Annotated in this window: 27 protein-coding genes; 11 read left to right on the forward strand and 16 right to left on the reverse strand. The window is 58.7% G+C overall.

Features of this window, described 5'->3' with window-relative positions; all coding sequences use genetic code 11:
- Positions 1–91: 91 nt before the first annotated feature.
- Both ACE1BR_RS04130 and ACE1BR_RS04135 read left to right on the forward strand, forming a co-directional pair.
- Positions 92–880, forward strand: coding sequence for an inner membrane protein YpjD (locus tag ACE1BR_RS04130; RefSeq protein ID WP_374867858.1), 789 nt, complete (start codon positions 92–94; stop codon positions 878–880).
- 40 nt (positions 881–920) lie between these two features.
- Complete coding sequence (locus tag ACE1BR_RS04135) at positions 921–2,201, forward strand: HlyC/CorC family transporter (RefSeq protein ID WP_374867860.1); 1,281 nt, start codon at positions 921–923, stop codon at positions 2,199–2,201.
- A gap of 31 nt (positions 2,202–2,232) precedes the next feature.
- Here ACE1BR_RS04135 and ACE1BR_RS04140 read toward each other — a convergent pair whose 3' ends face one another.
- Positions 2,233–2,700 (reverse strand): Rrf2 family transcriptional regulator, encoded by a 468-nt coding sequence (locus tag ACE1BR_RS04140; RefSeq protein WP_374867862.1) that lies wholly within the window; start codon positions 2,698–2,700, stop codon positions 2,233–2,235.
- 110 nt (positions 2,701–2,810) lie between these two features.
- On the opposite strand from ACE1BR_RS04140, the gene hmpA reads away from it, so the two are divergent.
- Positions 2,811–4,004 carry an NO-inducible flavohemoprotein gene (gene hmpA / locus ACE1BR_RS04145; RefSeq protein ID WP_374867864.1) on the forward strand — a complete coding sequence of 398 codons (1,194 nt, stop codon included), beginning with the start codon at positions 2,811–2,813 and terminating at the stop codon, positions 4,002–4,004.
- A 99-nt stretch (positions 4,005–4,103) separates the two neighbouring features.
- Here the strand turns inward: hmpA and ACE1BR_RS04150 are convergent, their stop codons facing one another.
- The 6 genes from ACE1BR_RS04150 to ACE1BR_RS04175 all read right to left on the reverse strand — a co-directional run bounded on the left by ACE1BR_RS04150 (position 4,104) and on the right by ACE1BR_RS04175 (position 9,068).
- On the reverse strand, positions 4,104–4,751 hold the full coding sequence (locus tag ACE1BR_RS04150; protein ID WP_374868063.1) for a tetratricopeptide repeat protein: 648 nt from the start codon (positions 4,749–4,751) through the stop codon (positions 4,104–4,106).
- 337 nt (positions 4,752–5,088) lie between these two features.
- On the reverse strand, positions 5,089–6,024 hold the full coding sequence (mdh, locus tag ACE1BR_RS04155) for a malate dehydrogenase (RefSeq protein WP_374867866.1): 936 nt from the start codon (positions 6,022–6,024) through the stop codon (positions 5,089–5,091).
- A gap of 221 nt (positions 6,025–6,245) precedes the next feature.
- Positions 6,246–6,908 carry an arginine ABC transporter permease ArtM gene (artM, locus tag ACE1BR_RS04160; protein ID WP_374867868.1) on the reverse strand — a complete coding sequence of 221 codons (663 nt, stop codon included), beginning with the start codon at positions 6,906–6,908 and terminating at the stop codon, positions 6,246–6,248.
- Between the two features lie 3 nt (positions 6,909–6,911).
- Positions 6,912–7,562, reverse strand: coding sequence for an arginine ABC transporter permease ArtQ (gene artQ, locus ACE1BR_RS04165; RefSeq protein WP_374867870.1), 651 nt, complete (start codon positions 7,560–7,562; stop codon positions 6,912–6,914).
- 3 nt (positions 7,563–7,565) lie between these two features.
- Complete coding sequence (locus ACE1BR_RS04170; RefSeq protein WP_374867872.1) at positions 7,566–8,303, reverse strand: transporter substrate-binding domain-containing protein; 738 nt, start codon at positions 8,301–8,303, stop codon at positions 7,566–7,568.
- 24 nt (positions 8,304–8,327) lie between these two features.
- On the reverse strand, positions 8,328–9,068 hold the full coding sequence (locus ACE1BR_RS04175; protein WP_033135523.1) for an ATP-binding cassette domain-containing protein: 741 nt from the start codon (positions 9,066–9,068) through the stop codon (positions 8,328–8,330).
- Between the two features lie 201 nt (positions 9,069–9,269).
- Here ACE1BR_RS04175 and argR point away from each other — a divergent pair, with 201 nt between their 5' ends.
- Positions 9,270–9,740 carry a transcriptional regulator ArgR gene (argR, locus tag ACE1BR_RS04180; RefSeq protein ID WP_005340378.1) on the forward strand — a complete coding sequence of 157 codons (471 nt, stop codon included), beginning with the start codon at positions 9,270–9,272 and terminating at the stop codon, positions 9,738–9,740.
- A 320-nt stretch (positions 9,741–10,060) separates the two neighbouring features.
- Here the strand turns inward: argR and ACE1BR_RS04185 are convergent, their stop codons facing one another.
- The 5 genes from ACE1BR_RS04185 to glnK all read right to left on the reverse strand — a co-directional run bounded on the left by ACE1BR_RS04185 (position 10,061) and on the right by glnK (position 15,392).
- Positions 10,061–10,966 carry a Dyp-type peroxidase gene (locus ACE1BR_RS04185; protein WP_374867874.1) on the reverse strand — a complete coding sequence of 302 codons (906 nt, stop codon included), beginning with the start codon at positions 10,964–10,966 and terminating at the stop codon, positions 10,061–10,063.
- Positions 10,967–11,069: 103 nt separating this feature from the next.
- Positions 11,070–12,104 (reverse strand): ABC transporter ATP-binding protein, encoded by a 1,035-nt coding sequence (locus ACE1BR_RS04190; RefSeq protein WP_374867876.1) that lies wholly within the window; start codon positions 12,102–12,104, stop codon positions 11,070–11,072.
- Between the two features lie 82 nt (positions 12,105–12,186).
- Positions 12,187–13,812, reverse strand: a complete 1,626-nt coding sequence (locus ACE1BR_RS04195) for an ABC transporter permease (RefSeq protein ID WP_374867878.1) — start codon at positions 13,810–13,812, stop codon at positions 12,187–12,189.
- Between the two features lie 40 nt (positions 13,813–13,852).
- Positions 13,853–14,860, reverse strand: a complete 1,008-nt coding sequence (locus tag ACE1BR_RS04200; protein ID WP_374867880.1) for a Fe(3+) ABC transporter substrate-binding protein — start codon at positions 14,858–14,860, stop codon at positions 13,853–13,855.
- Between the two features lie 193 nt (positions 14,861–15,053).
- The gene (gene glnK / locus ACE1BR_RS04205) at positions 15,054–15,392 is read right to left on the reverse strand and encodes a P-II family nitrogen regulator (protein ID WP_374867882.1); all 339 of its coding nucleotides are present in this window, start codon (positions 15,390–15,392) and stop codon (positions 15,054–15,056) included.
- A gap of 201 nt (positions 15,393–15,593) precedes the next feature.
- On the opposite strand from glnK, the gene arfB reads away from it, so the two are divergent.
- A complete protein-coding gene (gene arfB, locus ACE1BR_RS04210) occupies positions 15,594–16,010 on the forward strand; it encodes an alternative ribosome rescue aminoacyl-tRNA hydrolase ArfB (protein WP_374867884.1) in 417 nt (138 codons plus the stop codon).
- Positions 16,011–16,037: 27 nt separating this feature from the next.
- On the forward strand, positions 16,038–16,529 hold the full coding sequence (locus tag ACE1BR_RS04215; protein ID WP_374868065.1) for a methylated-DNA--[protein]-cysteine S-methyltransferase: 492 nt from the start codon (positions 16,038–16,040) through the stop codon (positions 16,527–16,529).
- 360 nt (positions 16,530–16,889) lie between these two features.
- On the opposite strand, the gene ACE1BR_RS04220 is transcribed toward ACE1BR_RS04215, so the two are convergent.
- The 4 genes from ACE1BR_RS04220 to tapT form a co-directional block, all read right to left on the reverse strand.
- Positions 16,890–17,315: a hypothetical protein gene (locus tag ACE1BR_RS04220; protein ID WP_374867886.1), complete on the reverse strand. Its 426-nt coding sequence runs from the start codon at positions 17,313–17,315 to the stop codon at positions 16,890–16,892.
- Between the two features lie 195 nt (positions 17,316–17,510).
- Positions 17,511–18,284 carry a peroxide stress protein YaaA gene (yaaA, locus tag ACE1BR_RS04225; RefSeq protein ID WP_374867888.1) on the reverse strand — a complete coding sequence of 258 codons (774 nt, stop codon included), beginning with the start codon at positions 18,282–18,284 and terminating at the stop codon, positions 17,511–17,513.
- A 47-nt stretch (positions 18,285–18,331) separates the two neighbouring features.
- Positions 18,332–19,441: a type IVa pilus ATPase TapU gene (tapU, locus tag ACE1BR_RS04230; RefSeq protein WP_374868067.1), complete on the reverse strand. Its 1,110-nt coding sequence runs from the start codon at positions 19,439–19,441 to the stop codon at positions 18,332–18,334.
- Positions 19,442–19,469: 28 nt separating this feature from the next.
- Entirely contained in the window at positions 19,470–20,504 is a 1,035-nt protein-coding gene (gene tapT / locus ACE1BR_RS04235; RefSeq protein ID WP_234662958.1) for a type IVa pilus ATPase TapT, read from the reverse strand.
- A gap of 39 nt (positions 20,505–20,543) precedes the next feature.
- On the opposite strand from tapT, the gene ACE1BR_RS04240 reads away from it, so the two are divergent.
- From ACE1BR_RS04240 to ACE1BR_RS04260, 5 genes are all read left to right on the forward strand, one after another.
- Positions 20,544–21,245 carry a YggS family pyridoxal phosphate-dependent enzyme gene (locus ACE1BR_RS04240; RefSeq protein ID WP_374867890.1) on the forward strand — a complete coding sequence of 234 codons (702 nt, stop codon included), beginning with the start codon at positions 20,544–20,546 and terminating at the stop codon, positions 21,243–21,245.
- Positions 21,246–21,387: 142 nt separating this feature from the next.
- Positions 21,388–22,212: a pyrroline-5-carboxylate reductase gene (gene proC / locus ACE1BR_RS04245; protein ID WP_374867892.1), complete on the forward strand. Its 825-nt coding sequence runs from the start codon at positions 21,388–21,390 to the stop codon at positions 22,210–22,212.
- Between the two features lie 11 nt (positions 22,213–22,223).
- Positions 22,224–22,775 carry a YggT family protein gene (locus ACE1BR_RS04250; RefSeq protein WP_374867894.1) on the forward strand — a complete coding sequence of 184 codons (552 nt, stop codon included), beginning with the start codon at positions 22,224–22,226 and terminating at the stop codon, positions 22,773–22,775.
- A complete protein-coding gene (yggU, locus tag ACE1BR_RS04255; protein ID WP_374867896.1) occupies positions 22,775–23,074 on the forward strand; it encodes a DUF167 family protein YggU in 300 nt (99 codons plus the stop codon). Before ACE1BR_RS04250 ends, yggU begins: the two co-directional genes overlap by 1 nt.
- A gap of 29 nt (positions 23,075–23,103) precedes the next feature.
- The gene (locus tag ACE1BR_RS04260; RefSeq protein ID WP_374867898.1) at positions 23,104–23,523 is read left to right on the forward strand and encodes a DUF4426 domain-containing protein; all 420 of its coding nucleotides are present in this window, start codon (positions 23,104–23,106) and stop codon (positions 23,521–23,523) included.
- Positions 23,524–23,605: the final 82 nt, after the last annotated feature.

A 23,605-nucleotide genomic window follows, 5' to 3' on the forward strand; every position in this document is an offset into this window, starting at 1 on the left:
CAGATCGGCCGTTGCACAACTGGCGAGCACTTCTCGTGCAAGGTATACTGCCCCTCTTACCCTCAAAAGCTTGTGCAACAACGACCTGGTTATGATCGTAATCTCTGTTCTGGCCCTGGCGTTTTATCTGCTGGCCATCATCGCCTCCCTGCATCTGTTACTGAGCGCCAAGCCGGTAGGACAGCGCTCGATGTTCGCCTGTATCGGACTGGCTCTGGTTGTTCACGCCTCTGCCCTTGGCATGGAGGTGCTGCAAGGCTCCGGTCAGAACCTGAGCATGCTCAATGTGGCCTCGCTGGTAAGCCTGCTCATCAGTGGTTTCATGACCTGCATCGCTCGCCGTTTCAATGGCTGGATCCTGCTACCTGTCGTTTACAGCTTCTCCGCCCTGATCATTGCGGGTAGCGCCTTGACCCCGGGGCGATACACCATCCATCTGGAGGCTCATCCCCAGTTGCTGCTGCACATTGGCCTCGCCCTGATGGCCTACTCGGTATTGATGATCGCCTGCCTCTTTGCGCTGCAACTCGCCTGTCTGGACAAGCAGCTCAAATCGAGAAAAATCAGCCAGTTGCCAGCAATGCCCCCCTTGATGACCGTCGAGAAGCGGCTGTTCCAGCTGATCTCCACTGGTGTGCTGCTCCTGACGCTCTCTATCGCTTCGGGACTTTTTTTCCTCGAAGACATGTTTGCGCAGGGTAAATCCCACAAGGCCGTGCTCTCCATCCTTGCCTGGTGTGTCTATGTAGTGCTGCTGTGGGGCCATCACACTTATGGCTGGCGCGGGCGCAAGGTGATCACCCTGAGCCTGATCGGCAGTTTTATCCTGACCCTTGCCTATTTTGGCAGTCGCTTCGTCAAAGAAGTGCTGCTGAGCTGACCCTTACCCTCTTCGTCTTACCACCCAACAGGAGCCCTTTTTGGACAGTATCTCAACGAGCACATTACTCATTGTCCTCGTTATCTTGATCCTTCTTTCCGCCTTCTTCTCCAGTTCCGAAACCGGTCTGATGTCCATCAACCGCTACAAGCTGCGGCATCTGGCACAAACCAAACACAAGGCGGCCCGTCGGGTAGAGAAACTGCTGTCCCGCCCGGATCGACTACTGGGGCTGATCCTGATCGGCAACAATCTGGTCAATATCCTCGCATCGGCCATCGCCACCATTGTCTGTATCCGGCTGTTTGGCGATCTCGGGGTCGCTGTCGCAACCTTCGGCCTGACCCTGGTGGTACTGGTATTCGGTGAAGTGACTCCCAAAACCCTGGCCGCCATGTTCCCGGAGAAAATAGCCTACCCGGCTTCCTGGATCCTCAAAGGGCTGATGGTGCCGCTCTCGCCGCTGGTCTGGTTGATCAACGGCATCACCAGCGGCCTGCTCAAGATGCTGAAGATCAATCCCAACAAGGATGACTCCCTCAACACCGAGGAGCTGCGCACCATAGTCAACGAAGCGGGCAACCTCATTCCCCAGCGCCATCAGGAGATGCTGCTGAGCATCCTGGATCTCGACAAGATGCTGGTCGAAGACATCATGGTGCCGCGCAGCGATATCTACGCCATCGACATCAACGATGACTGGAAGACCATCTTGCGCCAGCTGGCACACTGCGCCCACACCAAGATCCTGCTCTATCGCGACAACATCGACGATGTCGTGGGTTTTTTACACGCACGCGATGCACTACGACTGATAGCCAGAGATCAGTTCAACAAATCGAGTCTGTTGCGGGAAGTGGACGAGATCTACTTTATTCCGGAAGGCACTCCGCTCAACGTGCAGCTGGCCAAGTTCCAGCGCAACAAGGAGCGAATTGGTCTGATTGTCGATGAATATGGTGATATTCAAGGGCTTATCACCCTGGACGATATTCTGGAAGAGATCGTGGGCGACTTCACCACCTCCATGACACCGGCCCCGAGTGACGAGATCCATCCACAGCCGGATGGCACGTTTCTGGTCGAGGGCTCAGCCAGTGTGCGTGAGCTGAACAAGGAGATGAACTGGCACCTGCCCATCGACGGCCCGCGCACCCTCAATGGTCTGATCCTCGAGTATCTGGAGGAGATCCCCCAGCCCAACATCGGGATCCGGCTGGCGGGCTATCCTATCGAGATCCTTGATGTGGAGAACAACATGGTAAAGATGGCGCGGATCATGCCAGCCGCTTACCGGGCTGAAGCAGAGTCACAACATTAAAAAAGGGCTGCCGATGGCAGCCCTCTTCATATCACTCATCCTCTTCATCCGGCTCCAGCACCAGAGTCGGGATCAACTCGCCAAAGACCCGTTGCAACTCGTCACGGTTGGCCAGCAAGTCTTGCAGCGTATAGCTGTCCATCACCGCCAAAAACGCATCCATCGCCTCTCGCAGCGCACTCTTGAGCAGGCAGACCGAGACGATATGGCAAACGGGCGAGCCGCAGTCGATCCCGTCCAGATTGCCTTCCAGCGCCCGGATAACCTGCCCGATATTGATGGTGGCGGGATCACAAGCCATGCGGATACCGCCATTCTTGCCCCGCTGGGATTGCAGATAGCCCAGCTTCACCAACTGATTGACCACCTTCACCATGTGATTGCGGGAGACGCCATACAGGGCTGATACCTTGGCGACACTCGACAACTCTCCGTCCGGCAGGGTGGCCAGATAGAGCAGGGCTCTCAATCCGAAATCTGTATAACTGGTTAGTCTCATAAAGCCTGATTAGCGTAATGCGAAAAGTGGAGTATTGATTCAAATCAAATAAACATCTAGGATGCCACTTAATAAATGGCATTTTATATGTTTAATTAGAACGAGGCTATATGCTAGACCAAACCACCATTGCCGTCATCAAAAGCACCATTCCCCTGCTCGAATCGGCAGGCCCCGCCCTCACTCAGCATTTCTATCAACGGATGTTCAGCCATAACCCGGAGCTGAAAGATATCTTCAATCTGGCCCATCAGCGCAGTGGCGGCCAGCCGCTGGCGCTATTCAATGCGGTCGCCGCGTATGCCAAAAATATCGACAATCTGGGGGCTCTGGCCGGTGCGGTCGAGCGGATTGCGCACAAACATACCGGATTCCTGATCCAGCCGGAACAATATCACATTGTAGGTAGCCATCTCTTGGCCACGCTCAAAGAATTGGGCGGAAGTGCGGTCACCGATGAAGTGCTGGAGGCGTGGGGCAAGGCGTATGGCGTGCTGGCCGACATCTTCATCGGCCGCGAGCGGGAGATCTATCAGGAGAAAGCCAATCAGGATGGCGGCTGGCAAGGTACCCGCACCTTCGTCATCAAGGAGAAGCGGGCCGAGAGCGCGCTCATCACCTCCTTCCTGCTGGCGCCGGAAGATGGCAAGCCGGTACTGGCCTTCAAGCCGGGCCAATACCTCAGCGTCAAACTGGTACACCCCGAGCTCGAATATCAGGAGATCCGCCAATACTCCCTCTCCGATGCCCCCAACGGACAGGATTACCGTATCAGCGTCAAACGCGAGCCGCAGGGTCAGGTCTCCAACCTACTGCACGATCACCTGCAAGCGGGTGACAAGATAGAGGTAATGCCCCCCACTGGCGATTTCTATCTGAAAGCCGACAGCCAGACCCCGGTAGTGCTGCTCTCGGCCGGAGTCGGTGTGACACCAGTGCTGAGCATGCTCAACCAGCTGCTGGCGAGCGGTCATCAGGCCGACCTCACCTGGCTGCACGCCTGCGAACAGGGCGCGGTGCACGCCTTCCGGGAGGATATTCAGCACAAGTCCCGCCAACATACCAACTTGCTGAGCCGGGTCTGGTATCGGGAGCCGGAGGCCTGTGACGTGTCGGGCGAAGATTACGACTTTGCCGGCACCATGGAGCTGACCGCAGTGAAGGAGCGCATCACGCCAGAGGCCCACTACTACTTCTGCGGCCCTGTCGGTTTCATGCAGGAGGTGAAGCGACAGCTGATTGAGGCAGGGATCCCCGCAACTCAGCTCCATTACGAAGTTTTTGGCCCCCATCAAGATCTCTAAGGCGCGGGCAGCCATATAACAGAGGAAGGTTCCGGCCTGTCATGGCACGGCGGCTGGAACCGGACCCACAGATGCAGATCTGTGGGTCATTTTGTTGGATCAGTGCATCGCCTTGGCACGGGCCACTACGTTGGCAGGCATCCGGTTACCCAGCTTGCTCAGCAGGCTCGCCGCCTTTTGATGCAGCGCCTTATCACCGATAACAGCACCATGGAGCCAGCGGTAGGCATCCTCGTAATCGAGCGGACTGCCCATTCCCTGCAGCAGCATTTCGACCCACTCGATGCGGGCGCGCAGAAAACCCAGGCTGGCCGACTCACGCATCAGGGTCTCGGCGCGAACCAGATCCTTCTGCACCAGCGTCCCTTTCCAGTAGTAACGGCCCAGTTGTTCGAGTGCAGGGGCCAGCCCCTGATTGGCCGCCTCCCACATATATTGCACCCCCAGCTCGGCATTGGGCTTGGTGCAGACTCCCCACGCCAACATATCCCCCCAGAGGAACTGATAGGCAGGGATCTTCATCACCGAGGCCCGTGCTTCAATATCCTGGGTCAGCTGACAGCGGTCCTGCTTCACCTGAATGAGATGACGACCCTGCTCAATCCAGTTGAGCAATTCATCCTGACGGTAGAGCGGCACCGCCTGCAGATCACCGGGTGCCGGGGGAGCGACAGCGGGGGCTGGTTCTACCGGTTGCGGTACGGTAGCTACAGCGGGAGTCTCTGCTTGATTAGCGACGGCTGGCATTGCCGGGTCAGCGGGCAACAGCACGGGTGACTCCTGCGGAGCGACGACGGTCGCCTCGCTTGCAGCAATTGCCGGGGTTGCAACCGCCGCACTGGCCAGCGCAGGATCAGCGGCACTCACCTCAGCAGCATCGCTCGATATGGCAGCCGATACAGCCTCGGCACCATAGAGGGGCGAGGTGAATGCACCGACCAGAACGAGAAGGGTAAGAGGTTTCATCATAAGGATCTCCTGCTGCTCTCTGTTATCGGCAGCCACTCCCATCCCCTTAGCTCGCTGACAGCAGCCATCAATACAAAAGGGAGCCGAAGCTCCCTTGTTGGCACGATTGACCCGCTTACTTGGCGAAATCGACACCCAGCTGGATATCGGCTTTCAGGGTAGCCAGCATGCCTGCCATCGCTTCCTGCTCGAATGCGCTCAGCTTGCCGTAATCCAGTACGGTTTCAACGCCGTTCTTGCCCAGCAGCACCGGCTGTGCGAAGAAGGTGGCATGCTCACCTTTGCCTTCAACATAGGCACACTCGATGATGTTGGCTTCGCCCTGCAGACCCTTGATGAGCGACAGGCCGAAACGGCAAGCAGCTTGACCCATGGAGAGGGTTGCGGAACCGCCACCGGCTTTGGCTTCCACCACTTCGGTACCGGCATTCTGGATGCGCTTGGTCATGGCTGCCACTTCTTCAGCAGTGAAGGAAGCGCCTTCAATCTGGGAGAGCAGCGGCAGGATAGTCACGCCACTGTGACCGCCGATTACGTTGACGCGAACCTTGTCGACGTTCAGCCCTTTGGCGGCAGCCACGAAGGTCTCGGAGCGGATTACGTCCAGAGTGGTGACACCGAACAGACGGCGTTTGTCATACACACCCGCTTTCTTCAGCACTTCAGCGGCGATGGCTACGGTGGTGTTGACCGGGTTGGTGATGATGCCGATCAGTGCTTTCGGGCAGGTAGCCGCGCACTTCTCCACCAGATTCTTGACGATACCGGCGTTGATATTGAACAGGTCGGAACGATCCATCCCCGGCTTGCGTGCCACACCGGCAGAGATCAGCACCACATCGGCACCCACCAGCGCAGGAGTCGGATCTTCACCGCAGAAGCCCTTGATGGCAACGTCGGTAGGAATATGGCTGAGGTCAACGGCCACACCCGGGGTGACCGGAGCGATGTCATACAGGCTCAGTTCGGAACCGGCCGGCAGGCGGTTTTTCAACAGCAGAGCGAGGGCTTGACCGATGCCACCAGCGGCACCCAGAACGGCAACTTTCATGATCAACTCCATGTTTAAGCGTAGGTTTAAGGTTATTTGTTCTTGTGCGCCCAACCTTAATGGATCCCCCCATAAAAAACAATCTGATAACAGTTGCAGTCACGGGTTCTGTGAGCCAAGAAACAAGCAGAAGCAAAAATTGGAGGGAAATACAAAAAGTTGGAGGGGAAGCACAGTTTTTCTGCACTTCCCCCTCCCATAAAGAGGTAGATCAACTGGATTCAGGATTGAAATGCCAGCGCCCGTTTTTCACACCAGCGAAAACCAATTGTTAACAATCCGTTCATGGTCAGATAAAGAGCACCAGCGACACCGAACACCGCCAGGGTATCGTAAGTCTGGGCGTTCAACCCCTGCGCCAACCCCATCACATCCATGATGGTGATGGTACTGGCGAGGGAACTCCCCTTGAGCACCAGGATCACCTCGTTGGAGTAGGCAGGCACCAGACGACGGGCAGCGTGACGCACCTTCATCCAGAGAGTCTGGCCAGAGGAGAAACCCAGCGCACGGCACGCCTCCACTTCACCGGCCGGGATGGCATCAAGCGCCCCCTTGAACAGGCGGGTGGAGTAGGCTGCCGTGTTGAGACCCAGCGCCAGCACGGCGCAGAACCAGGGCTGCTTGAGCAACGGCCAGAGCGGGCTGGCTTTCAGCCACTCGAACTGACCCGGTCCGTAGTAGATGAGGAAGATCTGAATGAGCAGCGGCGTGCCGGTGAAGATCAGCACCCACAGCTGCACCAGCTGGGTCGCCACCGGCAGGCGCAACTCCAGCACCCAGGTCATCAGGGCCGCCAATGCGATTCCCAGCAGCAGGCTGAACAGGGTCAGCTCCAGCGTGGTGACCAGACCGCCCAGCAAAGTGACGAGATACTCTTGCATCAGTTAGCCTCCGTAACGGCGGGTGTAACGGGCAGCCAGCCCGAGGCCGTACTCACTCACCAGACTGATGGCCAGATAGATGAGGGCGGCGGCGGCATACCAAGTGAAAGGTTCATAGGTACTGGCCGAGGCCATCTGGGCCTGACGCATCATCTCGTTGACCCCGATCAGCGACACCAGCGCGGTATCTTTCAGCAATACCAGCCACTGGTTGCCGAGGCCCGGCAGGGCGTGACGCCACGCCTGCGGCAGTACGATACGGAAAAAGATGTGACGCTTGCCAAGACCGAGCGCCAGTGCCGCCAACCGTTGCCCGGCAGGCACCGCATTGAGCGCCGCCCGCAGGGTCTGGGTCGCATAGCTGGCAAACAGCAGGGAGAGCGCCAGCACGCCGCAGGCGAACGGGCTGAACTCTACGTACTCGCCGGTGATGAGGAACAGCACTTGGGTCGAGCCGAAGTAGATGAACAGCACCACCAGCAACTCGGGCAGGCCACGGATCAGCGTGGTCAGGGTGCCCACCGGCCACACCAATGCACGCTGTTTGCTGAGCTCGGCGGCACTGAACGCCAGTGCCAATACCATGCCCCCGACCAGTGATGCCAAGGCCAGCCCGAGGGTCATCCAGGCTGCATCCAACAACAGGCTCAACATGGCTTACTGCGCGAAGTATTTGTCGAAGATTTTCTGATAGGTGCCGTTAGCCTTGATCTCGGCCAGCCCCTTGTTCAGCTGAGTCAGCAGCTCCTGATTACCCTTGGCCACTGCGATGCCAAAGCCGGTACCGAAGTACTTGGCGTCCGTCACCGGCGCACCCACCACCACATACTCCTTGTGCTGCTTCAGCCAGTCAGCAGCGACGGCGGTATCAGCAAACACGCCGTCGGTACGGCCATTCATCATGTCGAGGAAGGCGCTCTGGTAGCTGGCATAAGGCACGGTCAGCAGACCCTTGCTCACCCAGTTATCCACCAGATAGGACTGGTGAGAGGTGCCGTTCTGCACGCCAACCGTCTTGTCTACCATCTCTTCCGGCCCCTTGAAGGCCCCTTTCTTGGCAACGAATACCGCCGAGTTTTCGTAATAGATGTCGGAGAAATCGACCTGCGCAGCACGCTCCGGGGTCACGTCCATGGCGGCGATGGCGGCATCGTAGCGACGGAATTTGAGGCTGGGGATCAGGCTGTCAAAGGCCTGGTTGTGGAAGCTGCACTCCAGCTTGGCCTGCTCACAGACGGCGCGCGCCAGATCGATGTCAAAACCCTGAAACTCGTTCTTGTCGTCCAGGTATTCGAACGGTGCGTAGGTGGCCTCGGTGGCGAACTTGATCTCTTTGGCCATGACGGAGGTACTCAACAGACCCATGGCAGCAACCAGCAACAGACTCTTTTTCATGACAGCTTCCTTATCGATTCAGTATCAATGCATCAAGAATTCGGCAAACCGACTGGTTTGCGGGGATTGGAAAATGGCGGCGGTGCCGGATTCGATGATCCGCCCCTTCTCCAGATAGATCACCTGACTGGCCACCTTGCGGGCAAAGTCGACCTCGTGGGTCACCACCACCTGGGTAATGCCGGTCTGACTCAGGTTGCGGATGATCTCGGCCACCTCTTTGGTGATCTCGGGGTCCAGCGCGGCGGTCGGCTCGTCAAACAGCAGCACTTCCGGGTCCATCATCAGGGTACGGGCAATGGCCACCCGCTGCTGCTGACCGCCGGAGAGACGGGCAGGCCAGGCATCGCGCTTGTCGGCCAGTTGCAGCTGGGCCAGCAGGTAGGCTCCCTTCTCGATGGCGGCCTCCTTGCTCATGCCGAGCACCTTGACCGGCGCTTCAATCAGATTCTCCATCACGGTGAGATGGGGCCACAGATTGTATTGCTGGAACACCATGCCCACCTTGCGACGCAACAGTTGGGACTGGCGGTTGAATTCGGCAGCAGAGAGGGCGCTCGGGAAAGAAAATTCACTTTCGCCAATCCGCAAAACACCCGCATCCGGGGTGTCCAGCAGGTTCATCATCCGTAGCAGGGAACTCTTGCCAGCACCGCTCGGGCCCAGTAACACCAAGGTTTCGCCGGGGGATGTCCGAAAGCTGACCTGTTGCAGAACCGGCACCTTGTGCCAGGACTTCTCGATACCTATTAATTCAATACCCATACAGCCCAATTGAATAAGTTTTCAAAATTTCATCCCGATTCTATCCCTTATGAGGGTTGATGCAAGCCATTTTTGAATCAATATGCAGCACAAGCGCCGCTTCCTTGCAAAAAACGGCATATGAATGCAAAATGGCCTCGCTGTTCGTATCTGCCGTCTGTGCTGCACAGGCCGCCACACCTCCTCATTCGTGAGACCAAGATGAAACATAACGACAAGCAAGAAAAACTGGCCAAGGCCTTTAAAGCCTTGCTGAAAGAAGAGCGCTTTGGCTCCCAGGCAGAGATCGTCACCGCCCTGCAAGAGCTGGGCTTCGAGAACATCAACCAGTCCAAGGTATCGCGCATGCTGAGCCGCTTCGGCGCCGTTCGCACCCGCAACGCCAAGATGGAGATGGTCTACTGCCTGCCGGTGGAACTGGGCGTGCCCACCACCTCCAGCCCGCTCAAGAATCTGGTGCTGGATGTCGACCACAACGGCGCACTGGTGGTGATCCACACCAGCCCGGGTGCAGCCCAGCTGATCGCCCGCCTGCTCGACTCCCTCGGCAAGGCAGAGGGGATCCTCGGTACCATCGCCGGTGATGACACCATCTTCATCACCCCGACCAGCGATACCGATATCGAAGAGCTCTATCTCTCCGCCCTCGAGCTGTTCGAACAGACGCCGTAATGGCTGCCGCCGCGTCATAGCGGTCACGCCAGAACGAAAAATCCCGGCCTTGGCCGGGATTTTTGTTGGGTGAGCCAGCAGATCGGGAGTCTGTTCTGCCCCCCTCTCTCTTCGCCCACCCTCGCGATATCAATCAAGATTGTTGCATTTCTCGCTGGCAAAAATTGATTTGCGTTGCACCAGCGAAACAATCTAGCCAGCAGCGTCAGCAGCTCTCGGATCATGACAAGCCACACCCACCGCCCGATCTATATGGCAACCGGGCACCCTCTTACGCTCTTGGCTGCACGAGGGGGAAGGTGGCGCTGTCACATCCGCTATTACTTGCCCTGCGCCATCAGGAAACCTTCCGACGGGGCGAAGAAGGCGGCGCCAGTCACTGCCTTGGTGAAACGCAGCAGGTGGTCGAAGTGGCTGCCCTCCCCCTTGTACATGCTGGCCAGCATGGCGTTGAAGTGCTGCTGAGTGCGGCAACAGGAGATGAAGTAGAGCCCCTGCTCGCGCATGGTGCCCCAGGGCATGCTCTGACGCAGGATCTCCATGGACTCCCCTTTCGGCGTCTTGAGGTTGACCCGCTTGATGTGGGCGGTCAGCGGCTTGGCAGCAGACTCATACTCGATGTTGTCGGGCTTGGTGCGACCGATAATGTCTTCCTGCTCTTTCTGCGCCAGCTTCTCCCAGTCGCTCATGGCATGCACCCAACGCTGGACGTGGATGTAGGAGCCACCGGCAAACTCGCCATCGGCCAGCAGCGCCACTTCGGCGCGGTGCTCATCCTGCGGGTTCTCGGTGCCGTCGACGAAACCGGTCAGGTCGCGGCAATCCAGATTGCGGAAACCGCGCACCTCTTCAGCCAGCTCTACCACACCAGCCAGCAACGCCATCACGCGGTGGCCGGCGTGGTGCAGCACGTCCACCCGATCGGCACGCAGCTGGACGAAGAGATCAAACGGGGTGTTGGGGGCTTCCTGACCGTTGGCGGATTGCGCCATAAAGCCGCGGAACTGGGGCGGACGGGCGGCCGGGTAGAGACCATCCCAGGCATCGGCGCCGACGGCGACCAGACCGCTGAAACCGGCCTCAGGGAAATCGGCGGCCACCGCCTGCCACAGGGCGGGCAGTTTGGCCAGACGGCCGACCAGTTCGGCGGCATCGCCGGTGCGATTGAACATCAGATAGAGGGCGTGCAGATTCGGCTCTGCGCAGATCCCGGCTTGGGCTTTCATATATCTCTCCCCTGAGTAGGCGTTAGCGTTATGGGCTATTAGCGTTGCGCGATTATAAACCAGAGCAGCTCCAGTTCTTTGATTTCACGACGATATCACGCGTTCAGGGTAAAGGGTCAAACAACACCAGCGTATGAGGCGCCACCCGGATGCGGGCCCGCATCCCCTCAAGGGGCTCGCCAATGCTCGCCTCCAGCTGCAGATCGCCACACTCGAACAGCACCCGGCAGTGATGGCCGAGGAACTGCTGCTCCACCACCTTGAGCTCGCCCTCTGCGGCGCTCTCCAGCAGCAGTTGCTGGGGTCGGAGCATCAGTTGCAACTGCTCGCCCACCGCCCTGCCATGGGGTTCGCTGCCACAGATAACCCCGAGCGCCGTCTGCACGCAGTGGCTGTCCACCACCTCGGCGGCCAGATAGTTGACCCCGCCGAGAAACTCAGCCACGAAGCGGTTTTGCGGGCGGCGATAGAGCTGTTCCGGCTGGCCCACCTGTTCGATATGACCTGCGCGAAACAGCGCCAGTCGGTCGGCGAAGGCGAACGCCTCCTCCTTGCTGTGGCTGACGAAGATGGCGCCGATCCCCTGCTGCTTGAGCAGGGCGCGGATCTCGAGGATCAGCTTCATCCGCACCTGGGTATCGATGTTGGAGAAGGGCTCATCCAGCAGCATCAGCCGAGGCTTGCACACCAGCGCCCGGGCGATGGCCACCCGCTGCTGCTGGCCACCGGAGAGCTGGTGCGGATAGCGATCCCCCAGCCCCTGCAGATTGACCAGCGCCAGCGCCTCGTCCACCTGCTGCTGGCGGGCACGGCGATCGAGTCTGGTCAGACCGAAACCGACGTTGTCGGCCACCGTCAGGTGGGGAAAGAGAGCGTAATCCTGAAAGATCATCCCGATATTGCGCGCCTCGGGCGGCACGCTGGCACCCGGCCCGTCGAGCAGGGTATCGCCGAGGCGAATCGTACCTTCTGCCAGTGGCAGCAGCCCGGCGATGGCCTTGAGCAGCGTGGTTTTGCCGCAACCACTGGCCCCCAGCAGACAGACGATCTCGTTATCTGCCACCGTCAGGGACAGCTGTTCCAGCACATTGCGGCCGTTGTAACGGCAACTGACATTTTCAACCTGCAAACAGGACAAGGCTGACTTCCTCTCGTTTCTGGCGGTGCGCTGCCTTTCGGTTCAGCACACCACATGCAATTTCATTGGCCAACGTGGCGACTCAGTGACCCGGACTATCCAGACTGCGGTTGACCCAGATCAGCGGCAACAACCCCACCAGCACGATGACGATGGCCCCCAGCGCGCCGCGCTCCAGCATCTCGTCCGAGACGAACTGGTAGACGTGGGTCGCCAGGGTGTCGAAGTTGAACGGCCGTAGCAGCAGGGCGGCGGGCAGCTCCTTCATGGATTCGATGAACACCAGCATGGCGCCGGCAAACAGGCCTCGGCGCACCAGCGGCAGATGGACCCGCCGCAGCATGGCGCCATCCCCCTGCCCCAGGGAGCGGGCCGCCATGTCGAGACTGGGGGAGATCTTACCCATGCTGCTCTCCACCGAGCCGATGGCGATGGCCACGAAGCGCACCAGATAGCCGAACACAATGGCGGTGATGGTGCCGGTCAGCAGCAGCCCCAGCCCCTGACGCCCGAGCCACTCGGCCAGATCGTTGATGGCAAAGTCGAGGGCGGTGAGCGGCACCAGCACCCCGATAGCGAGCACAGTGCCCGGCATGGCGTAACCCATGGCGGCGATGCGCAGCGGCAGCAGGCTCTTGATCCCGCCATCGAGGCGGCGGCAGAAGCCGAGCAGCAGGGCAATCCCCATCGCCAGCAGGGCGGTCAGCGCCGAGATGAGCAGACTGTTGCCGGCGAAGCGGACAAACTCCGGCGTCCACGACAACTCGAAGTAGCGCACCCCGTAATCGAGCAGGATGACGAACGGCAGGCCGAAACCGGCCAGCACCAGCCCCCAGCACCAGAGACCGGCCAACCAACGACTCATCCCCTTGAGCGGATAGCGCAGCGGCTGCTCATGGCCCATGGACTTCTGGAACACCTGCTGCCGACTGCGCGAGCGGCGCTCCAGCGCGATCAAGAGCACCACTGCCAGCAACATCAGGCAGGAGAGTTTGGCCGCGGTGGCCAGACTGCCGTAACCGAGCCAGGTGTCGTAGACTGCCGTGGTCAGGGTGTTGATGGCAAAGAAGTGAACGGTGGCGAAATCAGCCAATGTCTCCATCGCCACCAGCGATACCGCCACCATAATGGCGGGGCGCGCCAGCGGCAGACTGAGACGGCGAAAGCTCTGCCACGGGGTACAGCCGAGCAGGCGGCTGGAGTGAATGAGGCTGACCGACTGCTCCAGAAAGGAGGCTCGAGTCAGCAGATAGACATAGGGGAACAGCACCAGCGCCAGCACCCAGGCGGCGCTACCAAGGGAGCGAATGGCCGGAAACCAGTAATCTGCAGGACTGTTCCAGCCAAAGAGTGCGCGCAACCCGGCCTGTAGCGGGCCCGAGTAGTCGAGCAGGTCGGTATAGACGTAGGCGACGATATAGGAGGGCATCGCCATCGGCAGCATCAAGGCCCACTGCAGGGCACGACGCCCCGGCACCTGACACATGGCCACCAACCAGGCGGTAGGTACACCAAACAGCAGGCTAAGCAGCACCACACCGACTACCAGCCCCAGGGTATTGGCCAGATAGTCGAGCAGCACTGTATCGGCGAGGTGGCGAAACAGCTCTCCCTCAGCCGAGAAGGCAGAGAAGATGAGGGCGAGCACCGGCAAAGCCAGCAGCAGGGCGGTGGCCCAGCTGCCGGTAATCCATCCAAAATTTTTCATGAGACCACAGAGGTTGATGGGGCCATTGGCCCCATCTGAATTACAAGTCGAACTTCACTTCATCCAGTAGCTGCAAGGCGTCCTTGCGGTGCTTGGCGTAATCGCTGACCGGTAGTGCGTCAGACTTGAAACTGCCCCAGGACTTGACCATGGCGGAAGGCTCGACCCCGGCCTTGACCGGATACTCGGCGTTCACGTCCGCATACATGTGCTGGGCGGTGTCGCCGGCCAGAAACTCCATCAGCTTCTGAGCGGCCTCTTTGTTCTTGGCATACTTGGTCATGGCCACGCCGCTCACGTTGACGTGGGCACCGCGGTCAGCCTGATTAGGGAAGTTGATGTAGACGGCATCGGCCCAGGATTTCTGCGCCGGATCCTTCAACATGGCGCCCAGATAGTAGCTGTTGCCGAGCGACACGTCACAGATGCCATCCTTGATCGCCTTGACCTGATCCCGGTCGTTGCCCTGCGGCTTGCGCGCTAGGTTGGCTTTGACCCCTTCCAGCCAGGTTTTGGTCTCGGCCATACCGTGATGGACGATCATGGAGGAGACCAGCGCCACATTGTACTCATGCTTGCCACTGCGGGTGCAGATTTTCCCTTTTAATTCCGGCTTGGCCAGATCTTCGTAGCTGATGGTGTCGAGTTTGCCGAGGCGCTCCTTGCTCGAATAGATGGCACGCACCCGGGTGGTCAGGGCGAACCAGCGGTTGTCCGGATCGCGATAGCTGGCGGGGATGTTCTCCTGCAGGATCTTGCTCTCAACCGGCTGCACCAGCCCCTTGTCTACCAGATCGGTCAGGCGGCTGATATCGGTCGTCAGCATCAGGTCGGCCGGAGAGAGTTTGCCTTCCCGCTCCAGACGCTCGTTCAGCCCCTCTTTGGCGAACACCACGTTCACCTTGATGCCCGATTCCTTCTCGAACTGCTGGATGATGGGCTTGATCAGCTCATCCTGCCGGTTGGAGTAGACATTCACCTCTCCTGCCGCCAACGCAGACTGGGCTGCCAAAGCAGAGAGAGCCAGTGCCAGCATCTTCATTTTCATCATCCATTCCTTGAGTTGCTAAACCGAGTGAGAACAATTGCCGTTTGCATTCTGCATATTCCAATTGCGAGATCAAGGAGGAGTTGCGGGGATAGTTCACATAATTAAACGCAGCATAAATAAAAGGGCCGGATAGAATCCCATCCAGCCCCAATCGGGTTTCGCCATGACAAGTGAGGTGACAAACCGGCGATCAGAGCGCCTCTTCGTCGCTCTCGCCGGTACGAATACGCACCGCCTGCAACAGGTCGTATACGAAGATCTTGCCGTCACCGATCTTGCCGGTATAGGCCGCCTTGCAGATCGCCTCGATCACCCCCTCCACATTGTCATCCGTGGTGGCGATCTCCAGCTTCACCTTGGGTAAAAAATCGACCTGATACTCGGCTCCCCGGTATAATTCGGTGTGTCCCTTCTGGCGGCCAAATCCCTTGACCTCGGACACGGTCAACCCCTCCACCCCCAGGTTGGCAATGGCCTCGCGGACATCGTCCAGCTTGAACGGTTTGATAATCGCACTAATCAGCTTCATCTGGTTGCTCCCAATCCATGGTGTGTCATAAACCGGGAATCAATTCTTGTGCCAAGTATTTTTATTATTAAATTTCATGAAGATAGCGTCTAATTACGGCGCAACACCCAAAGCGGGCCAAGATCGACCTGCCACGCGCCCCATAATGAGGCACCACGCTGTGGCGGCCAGCGCCTCTGCACCAAACAAGAGCACAGCAGTATGTTAGTCATCTCCAACAGCGTTACCCTCCCCTGGCATGAGCTGCAATTCCAGACCATGCGGGCCCAGGGCAACGGCGGCCAGCACGTCAACAAGACCGATTCGGCCGTCTGGTTGCGCTTCGATTATCGCAACTCACCCAGCCTGACGCCGCTCTACAAGGAGGGGCTCGACAAGCTGAGCGACAGCAGGGTTCACGACGGTTTTATCATGATCCGGGTCGAGAGCCATCGCAGTCAGGACATGAACCGCAAGGAGGCGATGAGCCGTCTGGTCGAACTGCTGAAGAAGGCGGCGTGGCGCCCCAAGGCCCGTCATGCCACCAAGCCAACCCGCAGTTCCCAGCGCAAGCGGGTTGATGCCAAGAAGCGCAAGGGGGATATCAAATCCGCCCGCGGCAAGCCGCAACTGGATTGAACAAGGGCAGACCCGATGAACAGCAACATGAAATACGACTTCTGCGAGACAGCCCGCGGCCCTCTGCTGGTCGCCATCGATAAGGATGGCCTGCGCCACGTCGAGTTCATGCACGGGGAACGACCCGTCATGCCGCAGGCTGACTGGCAACGGGATGATCTGGCGCTGGCCCCTTTCGTTGAGCAGTTCGCAGCCTATTTCACCGGAAAGTTGCAGCAGTTCGACCTGCCGCTGGCCGCTCGGGGCACCCCGTTCCAGCAAACGGTGTGGCACGCTTTGTGCGATATCCCCTACGGCGAAACCGTCAGCTACCTCGATATCGCCCAAGCCATCGGCAATCCCAAATCGGTCAGAGCCGTGGGCGCCGCCAATGGCCGCAATCCGCTGAGCATCATTGTGCCCTGCCACCGGGTGATCGGCCGCAGCGGCGAACTGACCGGTTATGCCGGCGGCATCCCCATCAAACGCTGGTTATTGGCACTGGAGCAAACGGGGGCGGCATTTGAGTTAACCCCATAAAGGCGGCGTGATTTATGGGCACCCTACATATGTGGCCACGACAATGAAAAGGCTTTCAACCAGCACACCCGGGTTGCTGGCAAGATGAACAGAAAATGAAGAATCATCTCAGAACTACTTCAGATTCAGCGGAGCATGATGGTCTCATACTTGAATGGCACGGCTCATTCGCTGATTCAAGTAGCACCCATGTGACGCTTCCAATCTGTCTTTTTCCCCAGCGCCTCCTCTGAGGCGCTTTTTTTGCGCCAACGCAACAGGCCCCCCCTCTGGCTGAGTGGCCTGAGCGCGACAAAATCGGCACCACCGCAAACGCCAAGAGGCGAAGGATCACCCTTCGCCTCTTGGTGTGACTGTTGGCTACTCGCTTTGGGGCAGGAACTGCAGTTCCGGCGCGAAGGAGGTCAACACATCGGCACAATAATCCCAGGTCGAGATGCGATAGTGCTGCAGATCTTCGTCAAGATGCAGGCCATCAGACTCCTGATGAAACCAGCTGGCGAAACGGGATGGGGTGATGAGCTGGATCTGCTCTTCGATGGCGTGACTATCCTTCCCCTCCGCCAGATCGCAATCTTCGATGACCCGCAGGGCGTAGATATGGCGGAAATGAACCCGACAGAGGATTTGCGGGGGAAGATCGATGCTGCGCGCCCGACCCAGCATGATGGTCAGGGAGTCGCTCCAGAGATCCTGATGCAGCTCGGCAACGACCAGCCCGGGCGGAAGCTGGCGGGACGGAGCCCAAGGTACGGCAACCTGCCGAATGGCATTTTTCTGTTCCATATCCACCTCGCGACCACTCACTTCCTGTCTTGAGTCTATCTGAACCAGATAGTCCCGGCGAAGACAATCGATGGACAAGAAAAACAGACAATAAAAAAGCCGACGTATCAAACGTCGGCGAATAAAAAGTGCTTACAACAGAGGATTCACATATTAAGACCCGTGGGTCAGCAGATTGGTTCCCTCTTTTTGTAATTAATTTTCGGCGCGTTTAAACATCAGGGTATGGGCGTCCGACTCTTCCGGCACGAAGTAGTAGCCCTCAGCGTTGAAACCGGTCAGTTGCTCTACCTCGGTCAGACGGTGCTTGATGATATGGCGAGCCATCATGCCGCGCGCCTTCTTGGCGTAGAAGCTGATGATCTTGAACTGGCCGTTCTTCTCATCCTTGAACACCGGGGTGACGATCCGCCCTTTCAGGTTCTTGGGTCGCACCGACTTGAAATACTCGTCAGAAGCCAGATTGATCAACACCTCATCCCCCTGTGCGGCCAGCGCATCATTGAGGTGGTGAGTGATCACCTCGCCCCAGAACTGGTAGAGATCCTTGCCACGGTCATTCTCGAGCCGGGTTCCCATCTCCAGACGGTAGGGCATCATCAAATCGAGTGGGCGCAACACACCGTAGAGACCGGAGAGCATCCGCAGATGCGCCTGAGCGAAGTCAAAATCAGCCTCGCTGAAATCTTCTACCGCCAGTCCGGTATAGACATCCCCCTTGAAGGCCAACAATGCCTGACGGGCGTTGGTCGGGTTGAAATCGGGCTGCCACTGGGCAAAGCGAGCGGCGTTGAGGCCCGCCAGCTTGTCGCTGATCTTCATCAGAGTGGCGATTTGATCCGGGCTCAGTTGGCGAGCCCGCTTGATGAGTTCTGCGGAGTGATCCAGCAGTTCGGGTTGAGTGAATCGGGTTGTCACCAGCGGTGACTCATAATCCAGCGTCTTGGCCGGGGAGACCACAATCAGCATAAGGTTCCTTTAGTGCGTGGGGCCGAGCCGCAGCTCGGCTCCATTGTTCATTCATCCAGCGTCACATTATCCAGCGTGCCTGTACCAAGCTGATCACGGCCAGAGAGCTTGATCAGCAGCCGCAGGTCGTTGGCCGAGTCGGCATGGGCAAGGGCCTCACTGTAGCCAATCTGGCCGGAGCAGAACAGGCTAAACAGCGATTGATCGAAGGTTTGCATGCCAAGCTCGCTGGATTTGGTCATCACCTCCTTGAGCCGGTGCATCTCCCCCTTGCGAATGATATCGGTGATAAGCGGGGTGTTGAGCAGGATCTCGAACGCCGCACAGCGCCGCTTGCCATCGATACTCGGTACCAGCTGCTGAGCCACGATGGCCTTGAGGTTGAAGGAGAGATCGAACAGGAACTGGCGATGCTTATCCTGCGGCACCAGATGCAAAATGCGATCCAGCGCCTGGTTGGCGTTGTTGGCATGCAGGGTGGCAAGGCAGAGGTGGCCCGTTTCGGCAAACTGCAGAGCAAACTCCATGGTCTCCGAGCTTCTGATCTCACCGATCAGGATCACATCCGGCGCCTGACGCAGCGAACTTTTCAGCGCCACATCGAACGACTCGGTATCGATCCCCACCTCACGCTGGGTGATCAGGCTGCGACCATGCTGGTGGATGAATTCTACCGGGTCTTCCACCGTCAGAATGTGGCCATCGGCATTCTGGTTGCGATAGCCAATCATGGTCGCCTGGGTGGTCGACTTGCCCGCCCCGGTGGCGCCGACAAACAGCACCAGCCCGCGCTTGGCCAACGCAACCTCCTGCAGAATGACGGGCAGTTGCAGGTCTTCAAAGGTGGGAATGCGGGTCTCGATGCGACGCACCACCATACCGGGCAACTCCTGCTGCCAGAAGGCGCTGACCCGAAAACGACCTAACGCCTCACGATGAATGGCATAGTTGGCCTCCTTGGTGCGGACGTAACGCTCGAAGTGATCGCTGCTGAGGGTCTCCCGAACCAGGGTCAGCGCCCCCTTTTTGTCGAGCGCCTCGCCCCCCAGCGACAGCAGATGGCCGTTCACCTTGAGGGTGGGCGGCGAACCCACCGTCACAAACAGATCCGATCCCTTGCGCTCGACCAGCTGGCTTAGCAGATCATCCAGATTCATCATTTATCCCTCCCTGGGCTCCATTCCCTTAGACGCTGTTGGGATCGACGGCCTTGGCCTTGGCATCGAGAGAAGCCACCACACCGCGACTGACCAGCTGTTTGAGGCTCTGATCCATGGTCTGCATGCCGTGGGTCATACCGGTCTGGATCACCGAGTAGAGCTGGGCAATCTTGTCCTCCCGAATGAGGTTACGCACCGCCGGGATCCCCATCATGATCTCGTGGGCTGCCACCCGACCGCCACCGATGCGCTTGAGCAGGGTCTGGGATATAACCGCCCGCAGGGATTCAGAGAGCATGGAGCGCACCATGTCTTTCTCTGCGCCGGGAAAGACGTCGATGATACGGTCGATGGTCTTGGCCGCCGACGAGGTGTGCAGGGTGCCGAACACCAGGTGGCCAGTCTCGGCCGCGGTCATGGCGAGGCGAATAGTTTCAAGGTCACGCATCTCACCCACCAGAATGATGTCCGGGTCTTCACGCAGTGCCGAGCGCAGGGCGTTGCTGAAGCTCTTGGTATCCCGGTGTACTTCCCGCTGGTTCACCAGACAGCGCTTATTCTCGTGCACGAATTCGATAGGGTCTTCGATGGTAAGAATGTGGTGATGGAAGTTCTCGTTGATGTAGTTGACCATGGCCGCCAGGGTGGTCGATTTACCGGAGCCGGTCGGGCCGGTCACCAGCACCAGACCGCGCGGGAACTCGGCAATCTTGCGGAAGATCTCCGGCGCATCGAGATCTTCGAGGCTCAGCACGGTGCTGGGGATGGTACGAAACACCGCCCCCGAACCGCGCGCCTGCTGGAAGGCGTTGACCCGGAAACGGGCCAGATTGGGCACCTCGAACGAAAAGTCGACCTCGAAGTTCTCCTCCAGCTCCTTGCGCTGATGGTCGTTCATTATGTCGTAAATAAGGGCATGCACCTCCCGATGTTCGAGAGCGGGCAAATTGATCTTGCGAACCTCACCATCAACCCTGATCATCGGGGGAACCCCGGCCGAGAGGTGTAGATCCGAGGCTTTATGCTTTACACTGAAAGCCAATAACTCTGTGATATCCATAGATTTGTCATTCTCCCATCACAAGATCACTAACGAAATATGAACCAGATTGCCCAGCACCTGTTTCAGGTAAAGGAACGTATTGCCCAAGCCGCCGAACGGGCAAACCGCAACCTGCAGCAGGTCAGCCTGCTTGCCGTGAGCAAAACCAAGCCCCTTGATGCTATCGTGGCCGCTCATGCCGCAGGTCAGCGCTCATTTGGCGAATCCTACGCCCAGGAAGCAGCAGCCAAGATCGACAGCTTGCGCCCGCAACCCGAATATAGCGATATAGAGTGGCACTTTATCGGCCCTTTGCAATCGAACAAATCCAAGCTGGTTGCCGAACGGTTCGACTGGGTACAGAGCGTGGATCGGGACAAGCTGATCGACCGCCTCAACAACCAGCGCCCTGCCTCAATGGCACCGCTAAATGTTTGTCTGCAAATCAATATTAGCGGAGAGAGCAGCAAATCCGGAACGTCGGAACAAGAGATTTTCCGCCTTGCCAAGCTGGTCTCCCAGAGTGAACGACTGGTGCTGCGCGGCCTGATGGCCATTCCCGAACACACCAGCGACGAGAGCGTATTGGCCGCCCAAATGGCCCGCATGCAGACTCTGTTCACCGAACTTGCGCGACAATACCCCACGGTGGATACCCTCTCGATGGGAATGACCGAAGATCTCGAGCTGGCGATCGCCCACGGCAGCACCATGGTGCGAGTCGGTACCGCCATCTTCGGCGCCCGTGACTACCCATAAGCAAGACTGGTGGATGGCTCAGGCAGCCACCTCTTGCAGCAACTTCATCAACAGGAGCGTTTGATGAAATACCGAATCTTGGCGTCAGGCGGTGCAGGCAGCACAAGCCCCGCAGTGACCGCATGTGCAACAGGAGCATCTGATGCAGCATAGAACTCTGGCCTTTATCGGCGCGGGCAACATGAGCCGCAGCATCATTGCCGGACTGGTCAAGGCGGGTTATCCCGCCGGGCAGATCACCGCCGCCAACCCCAGTCTGCCCAAGCTGGAAGCGCTGGCCAGCGACTACGGCATTCGCACTACCCAATCCAATGCCGAGGCGGCCCGCGATGCCGAGGTGATCGTGCTGGCGGTCAAGCCACAGCTGATGGCTGGCATGCTGGCGGCGCTGGTTGCCGAGCTGGGCTCTCTGGAGAGCAAGCTGCTTATCTCCATCGCTGCCGGTATCAAGGTGGCGCGCCTTGGCGAGATGGCCGGTGGCCACCACCGCATCATCCGCACCATGCCCAATACCCCGGCCCTGCTGGGTCTGGGGATGACCGGCCTCTACGCCCCGGAACATATCGTTGCCAGCGACCGCGACTTTGCCGAGCAGATGATGCAGGCGGTCGGCAAGACCCTTTGGGTGGAGCAAGAGTCCGGCATCAACGGCGTTATCGCCGCAGCGGGCAGTGCTCCGGCCTACTTCTTCCTCTTTATGCAGGCCATCGCCGAAGAGGCAGAGGCGATGGGCTTCTCGCCCGAGCAGGCACGCCTGCTGGTGCAGCAGACCGCGCTGGGCGCCGCCGCCATGGTGGAACAAAATCCCGAACTGTCGCTGCAAACCCTGCGTGAGCAGGTAACCAGCAAGGGCGGGACCACCTTTGAGGCAATCAACACCTTCCAGCAGCAGGGGCTGATGCCGCTGACTGCGCAAGCCATGCAGGCGGCCGTCGCTCGCGCCACCGAAATGGAAACCCTCTTCTAACAGGAGCCCAGATGAACACTGCTTACTTTCTGATTAACACCGTTTTCGATCTCTACCTGATGGTGGTGCTGCTGCGCGTCTGGCTGCAGTGGGCGCGCGCCGACTTCTACAACCCGATGAGCCAGATGGTGGTCAAACTGACCAATCCGCTGGTAATCCCGCTTCGCCGCATCATTCCGGGCTTGGGCGGCATCGATCTCGCCTCCGTGGTGCTGGCACTAGCCGTTGCGTTCATCAAGCTGGCCCTGCTCAAGAGCATGAACGTGCTGATGGCCGACTGGCTCAGCATCAGCCTGTTCGCTGCCCTCACCGTACTGAAGAAAGCGGGTTCAATGATTTTCTGGGTGCTGCTGATCCGCGCCATCCTGAGCTGGGTCAGCCAGGGCCGCAACCCGATCGAATACGTGATGCATCAACTGACCGAGCCATTCCTGGCCCCTATTCGCCGCGTGCTGCCGGCACTGGGTGGGCTGGATCTGTCGGTACTGGTCGCCTTTATCGGCCTGCAAGCCATCAACTATCTGCTGGGTGACCTGTTCGGCCAGCTGTGGTGGATGATTTGATGCCAGCCGTCCTGCAACAAGGGGATGAACTGGTACTGCATCTGGTGATCCAGCCCAAGGCGAGTCGGGATCAGATCGTCGGATTGCACGGTGAAGAGTTGAAAGTGGCCATCACTGCACCGCCCGTCGATGGCCAGGCCAACAGCCATTTGATCAAGTTTCTGGCCAAGCAGTTCAAGGTGGCCAAGGGGCAGGTCACCATAGTGCGGGGTGAGCTGGGGCGGCACAAAACCGTCGCCATCGACTGCCCCAAACAGTTGCCACCGGAAATAAGTGCACTGCTGAACGAAACGGTCTGAGCCAACAGTTGATACGAGAGGGATGACAGATGAAAACAGCCTGGACAAGCTGCCTGCTGGCACTGCTGATAACCCTGCCACTCAAGGCAGAACAGATGAAGGAGCTGGGCCCCTGGCAGGTGCACTACAACGCCTTCAACTCCAGCTTCCTCACCCCCGAGGTGGCCAAAACCTACGGGCTGGAGCGCAGCCGCTACAACGGCATCATCAATATTGCGGTACAGGACAAACAAGGCAAAGCACAGGCTGTCGGCATCACAGGTGAGGCCAAAAACCTGACCGGCACCATCCGCACGTTGAGCTTTCAGGAGGTAAAAGAGGGGGATGCCATCTACTATCTGGCGACCCTCCCCTATCGCAATGAAGATACCTATCAGTTCACCCTGAAGATCATGGGCGGCGGGCAGCAGCAAAACCTCACCTTCCAGCAGACTTTCTACGTCGACTGAGCAGACAAACCGACCCGCCGACCAGCGGGTCTTGCTCTGATAAAACAACAAGGGCGCCATCACGGCGCCCTTGTTGCATTCG

Source organism: Aeromonas sp. MdU4 (genome assembly GCF_041929505.1).
Taxonomy (GTDB): Bacteria; Pseudomonadota; Gammaproteobacteria; order Enterobacterales; family Aeromonadaceae; genus Aeromonas.

What these genes read in the sequence shown, in the direction of transcription:
- ACE1BR_RS04140 (WP_374867862.1), bottom strand. Translation starts at nt 2,700, where the DNA reads ATGAGACTAACCAGTTATACAGATTTCGGATTGAGAGCCCTGCTCTAT.
- ACE1BR_RS04260 (WP_374867898.1), top strand. Translation starts at nt 23,104, where the DNA reads ATGAAAACAGCCTGGACAAGCTGCCTGCTGGCACTGCTGATAACCCTG.
- ACE1BR_RS04195 (WP_374867878.1), bottom strand. Translation starts at nt 13,812, where the DNA reads ATGAAAAATTTTGGATGGATTACCGGCAGCTGGGCCACCGCCCTGCTG.
- ACE1BR_RS04175 (WP_033135523.1), bottom strand. Translation starts at nt 9,068, where the DNA reads ATGGGTATTGAATTAATAGGTATCGAGAAGTCCTGGCACAAGGTGCCG.
- ACE1BR_RS04150 (WP_374868063.1), bottom strand. Translation starts at nt 4,751, where the DNA reads ATGCCAGCCGTCGCTAATCAAGCAGAGACTCCCGCTGTAGCTACCGTA.
- mdh (WP_374867866.1), bottom strand. Translation starts at nt 6,024, where the DNA reads ATGAAAGTTGCCGTTCTGGGTGCCGCTGGTGGCATCGGTCAAGCCCTC.
- ACE1BR_RS04250 (WP_374867894.1), top strand. Translation starts at nt 22,224, where the DNA reads ATGAACACTGCTTACTTTCTGATTAACACCGTTTTCGATCTCTACCTG.
- ACE1BR_RS04130 (WP_374867858.1), top strand. Translation starts at nt 92, where the DNA reads ATGATCGTAATCTCTGTTCTGGCCCTGGCGTTTTATCTGCTGGCCATC.
- hmpA (WP_374867864.1), top strand. Translation starts at nt 2,811, where the DNA reads ATGCTAGACCAAACCACCATTGCCGTCATCAAAAGCACCATTCCCCTG.
- tapT (WP_234662958.1), bottom strand. Translation starts at nt 20,504, where the DNA reads ATGGATATCACAGAGTTATTGGCTTTCAGTGTAAAGCATAAAGCCTCG.
- ACE1BR_RS04170 (WP_374867872.1), bottom strand. Translation starts at nt 8,303, where the DNA reads ATGAAAAAGAGTCTGTTGCTGGTTGCTGCCATGGGTCTGTTGAGTACC.
- ACE1BR_RS04185 (WP_374867874.1), bottom strand. Translation starts at nt 10,966, where the DNA reads ATGAAAGCCCAAGCCGGGATCTGCGCAGAGCCGAATCTGCACGCCCTC.
- argR (WP_005340378.1), top strand. Translation starts at nt 9,270, where the DNA reads ATGAAACATAACGACAAGCAAGAAAAACTGGCCAAGGCCTTTAAAGCC.
- artM (WP_374867868.1), bottom strand. Translation starts at nt 6,908, where the DNA reads ATGCAAGAGTATCTCGTCACTTTGCTGGGCGGTCTGGTCACCACGCTG.
- ACE1BR_RS04240 (WP_374867890.1), top strand. Translation starts at nt 20,544, where the DNA reads ATGAACCAGATTGCCCAGCACCTGTTTCAGGTAAAGGAACGTATTGCC.
- proC (WP_374867892.1), top strand. Translation starts at nt 21,388, where the DNA reads ATGCAGCATAGAACTCTGGCCTTTATCGGCGCGGGCAACATGAGCCGC.
- tapU (WP_374868067.1), bottom strand. Translation starts at nt 19,441, where the DNA reads ATGAATCTGGATGATCTGCTAAGCCAGCTGGTCGAGCGCAAGGGATCG.
- glnK (WP_374867882.1), bottom strand. Translation starts at nt 15,392, where the DNA reads ATGAAGCTGATTAGTGCGATTATCAAACCGTTCAAGCTGGACGATGTC.
- yaaA (WP_374867888.1), bottom strand. Translation starts at nt 18,284, where the DNA reads ATGCTGATTGTGGTCTCCCCGGCCAAGACGCTGGATTATGAGTCACCG.
- ACE1BR_RS04220 (WP_374867886.1), bottom strand. Translation starts at nt 17,315, where the DNA reads ATGGAACAGAAAAATGCCATTCGGCAGGTTGCCGTACCTTGGGCTCCG.
- ACE1BR_RS04200 (WP_374867880.1), bottom strand. Translation starts at nt 14,860, where the DNA reads ATGAAAATGAAGATGCTGGCACTGGCTCTCTCTGCTTTGGCAGCCCAG.
- yggU (WP_374867896.1), top strand. Translation starts at nt 22,775, where the DNA reads ATGCCAGCCGTCCTGCAACAAGGGGATGAACTGGTACTGCATCTGGTG.
- arfB (WP_374867884.1), top strand. Translation starts at nt 15,594, where the DNA reads ATGTTAGTCATCTCCAACAGCGTTACCCTCCCCTGGCATGAGCTGCAA.
- ACE1BR_RS04215 (WP_374868065.1), top strand. Translation starts at nt 16,038, where the DNA reads ATGAAATACGACTTCTGCGAGACAGCCCGCGGCCCTCTGCTGGTCGCC.
- artQ (WP_374867870.1), bottom strand. Translation starts at nt 7,562, where the DNA reads ATGTTGAGCCTGTTGTTGGATGCAGCCTGGATGACCCTCGGGCTGGCC.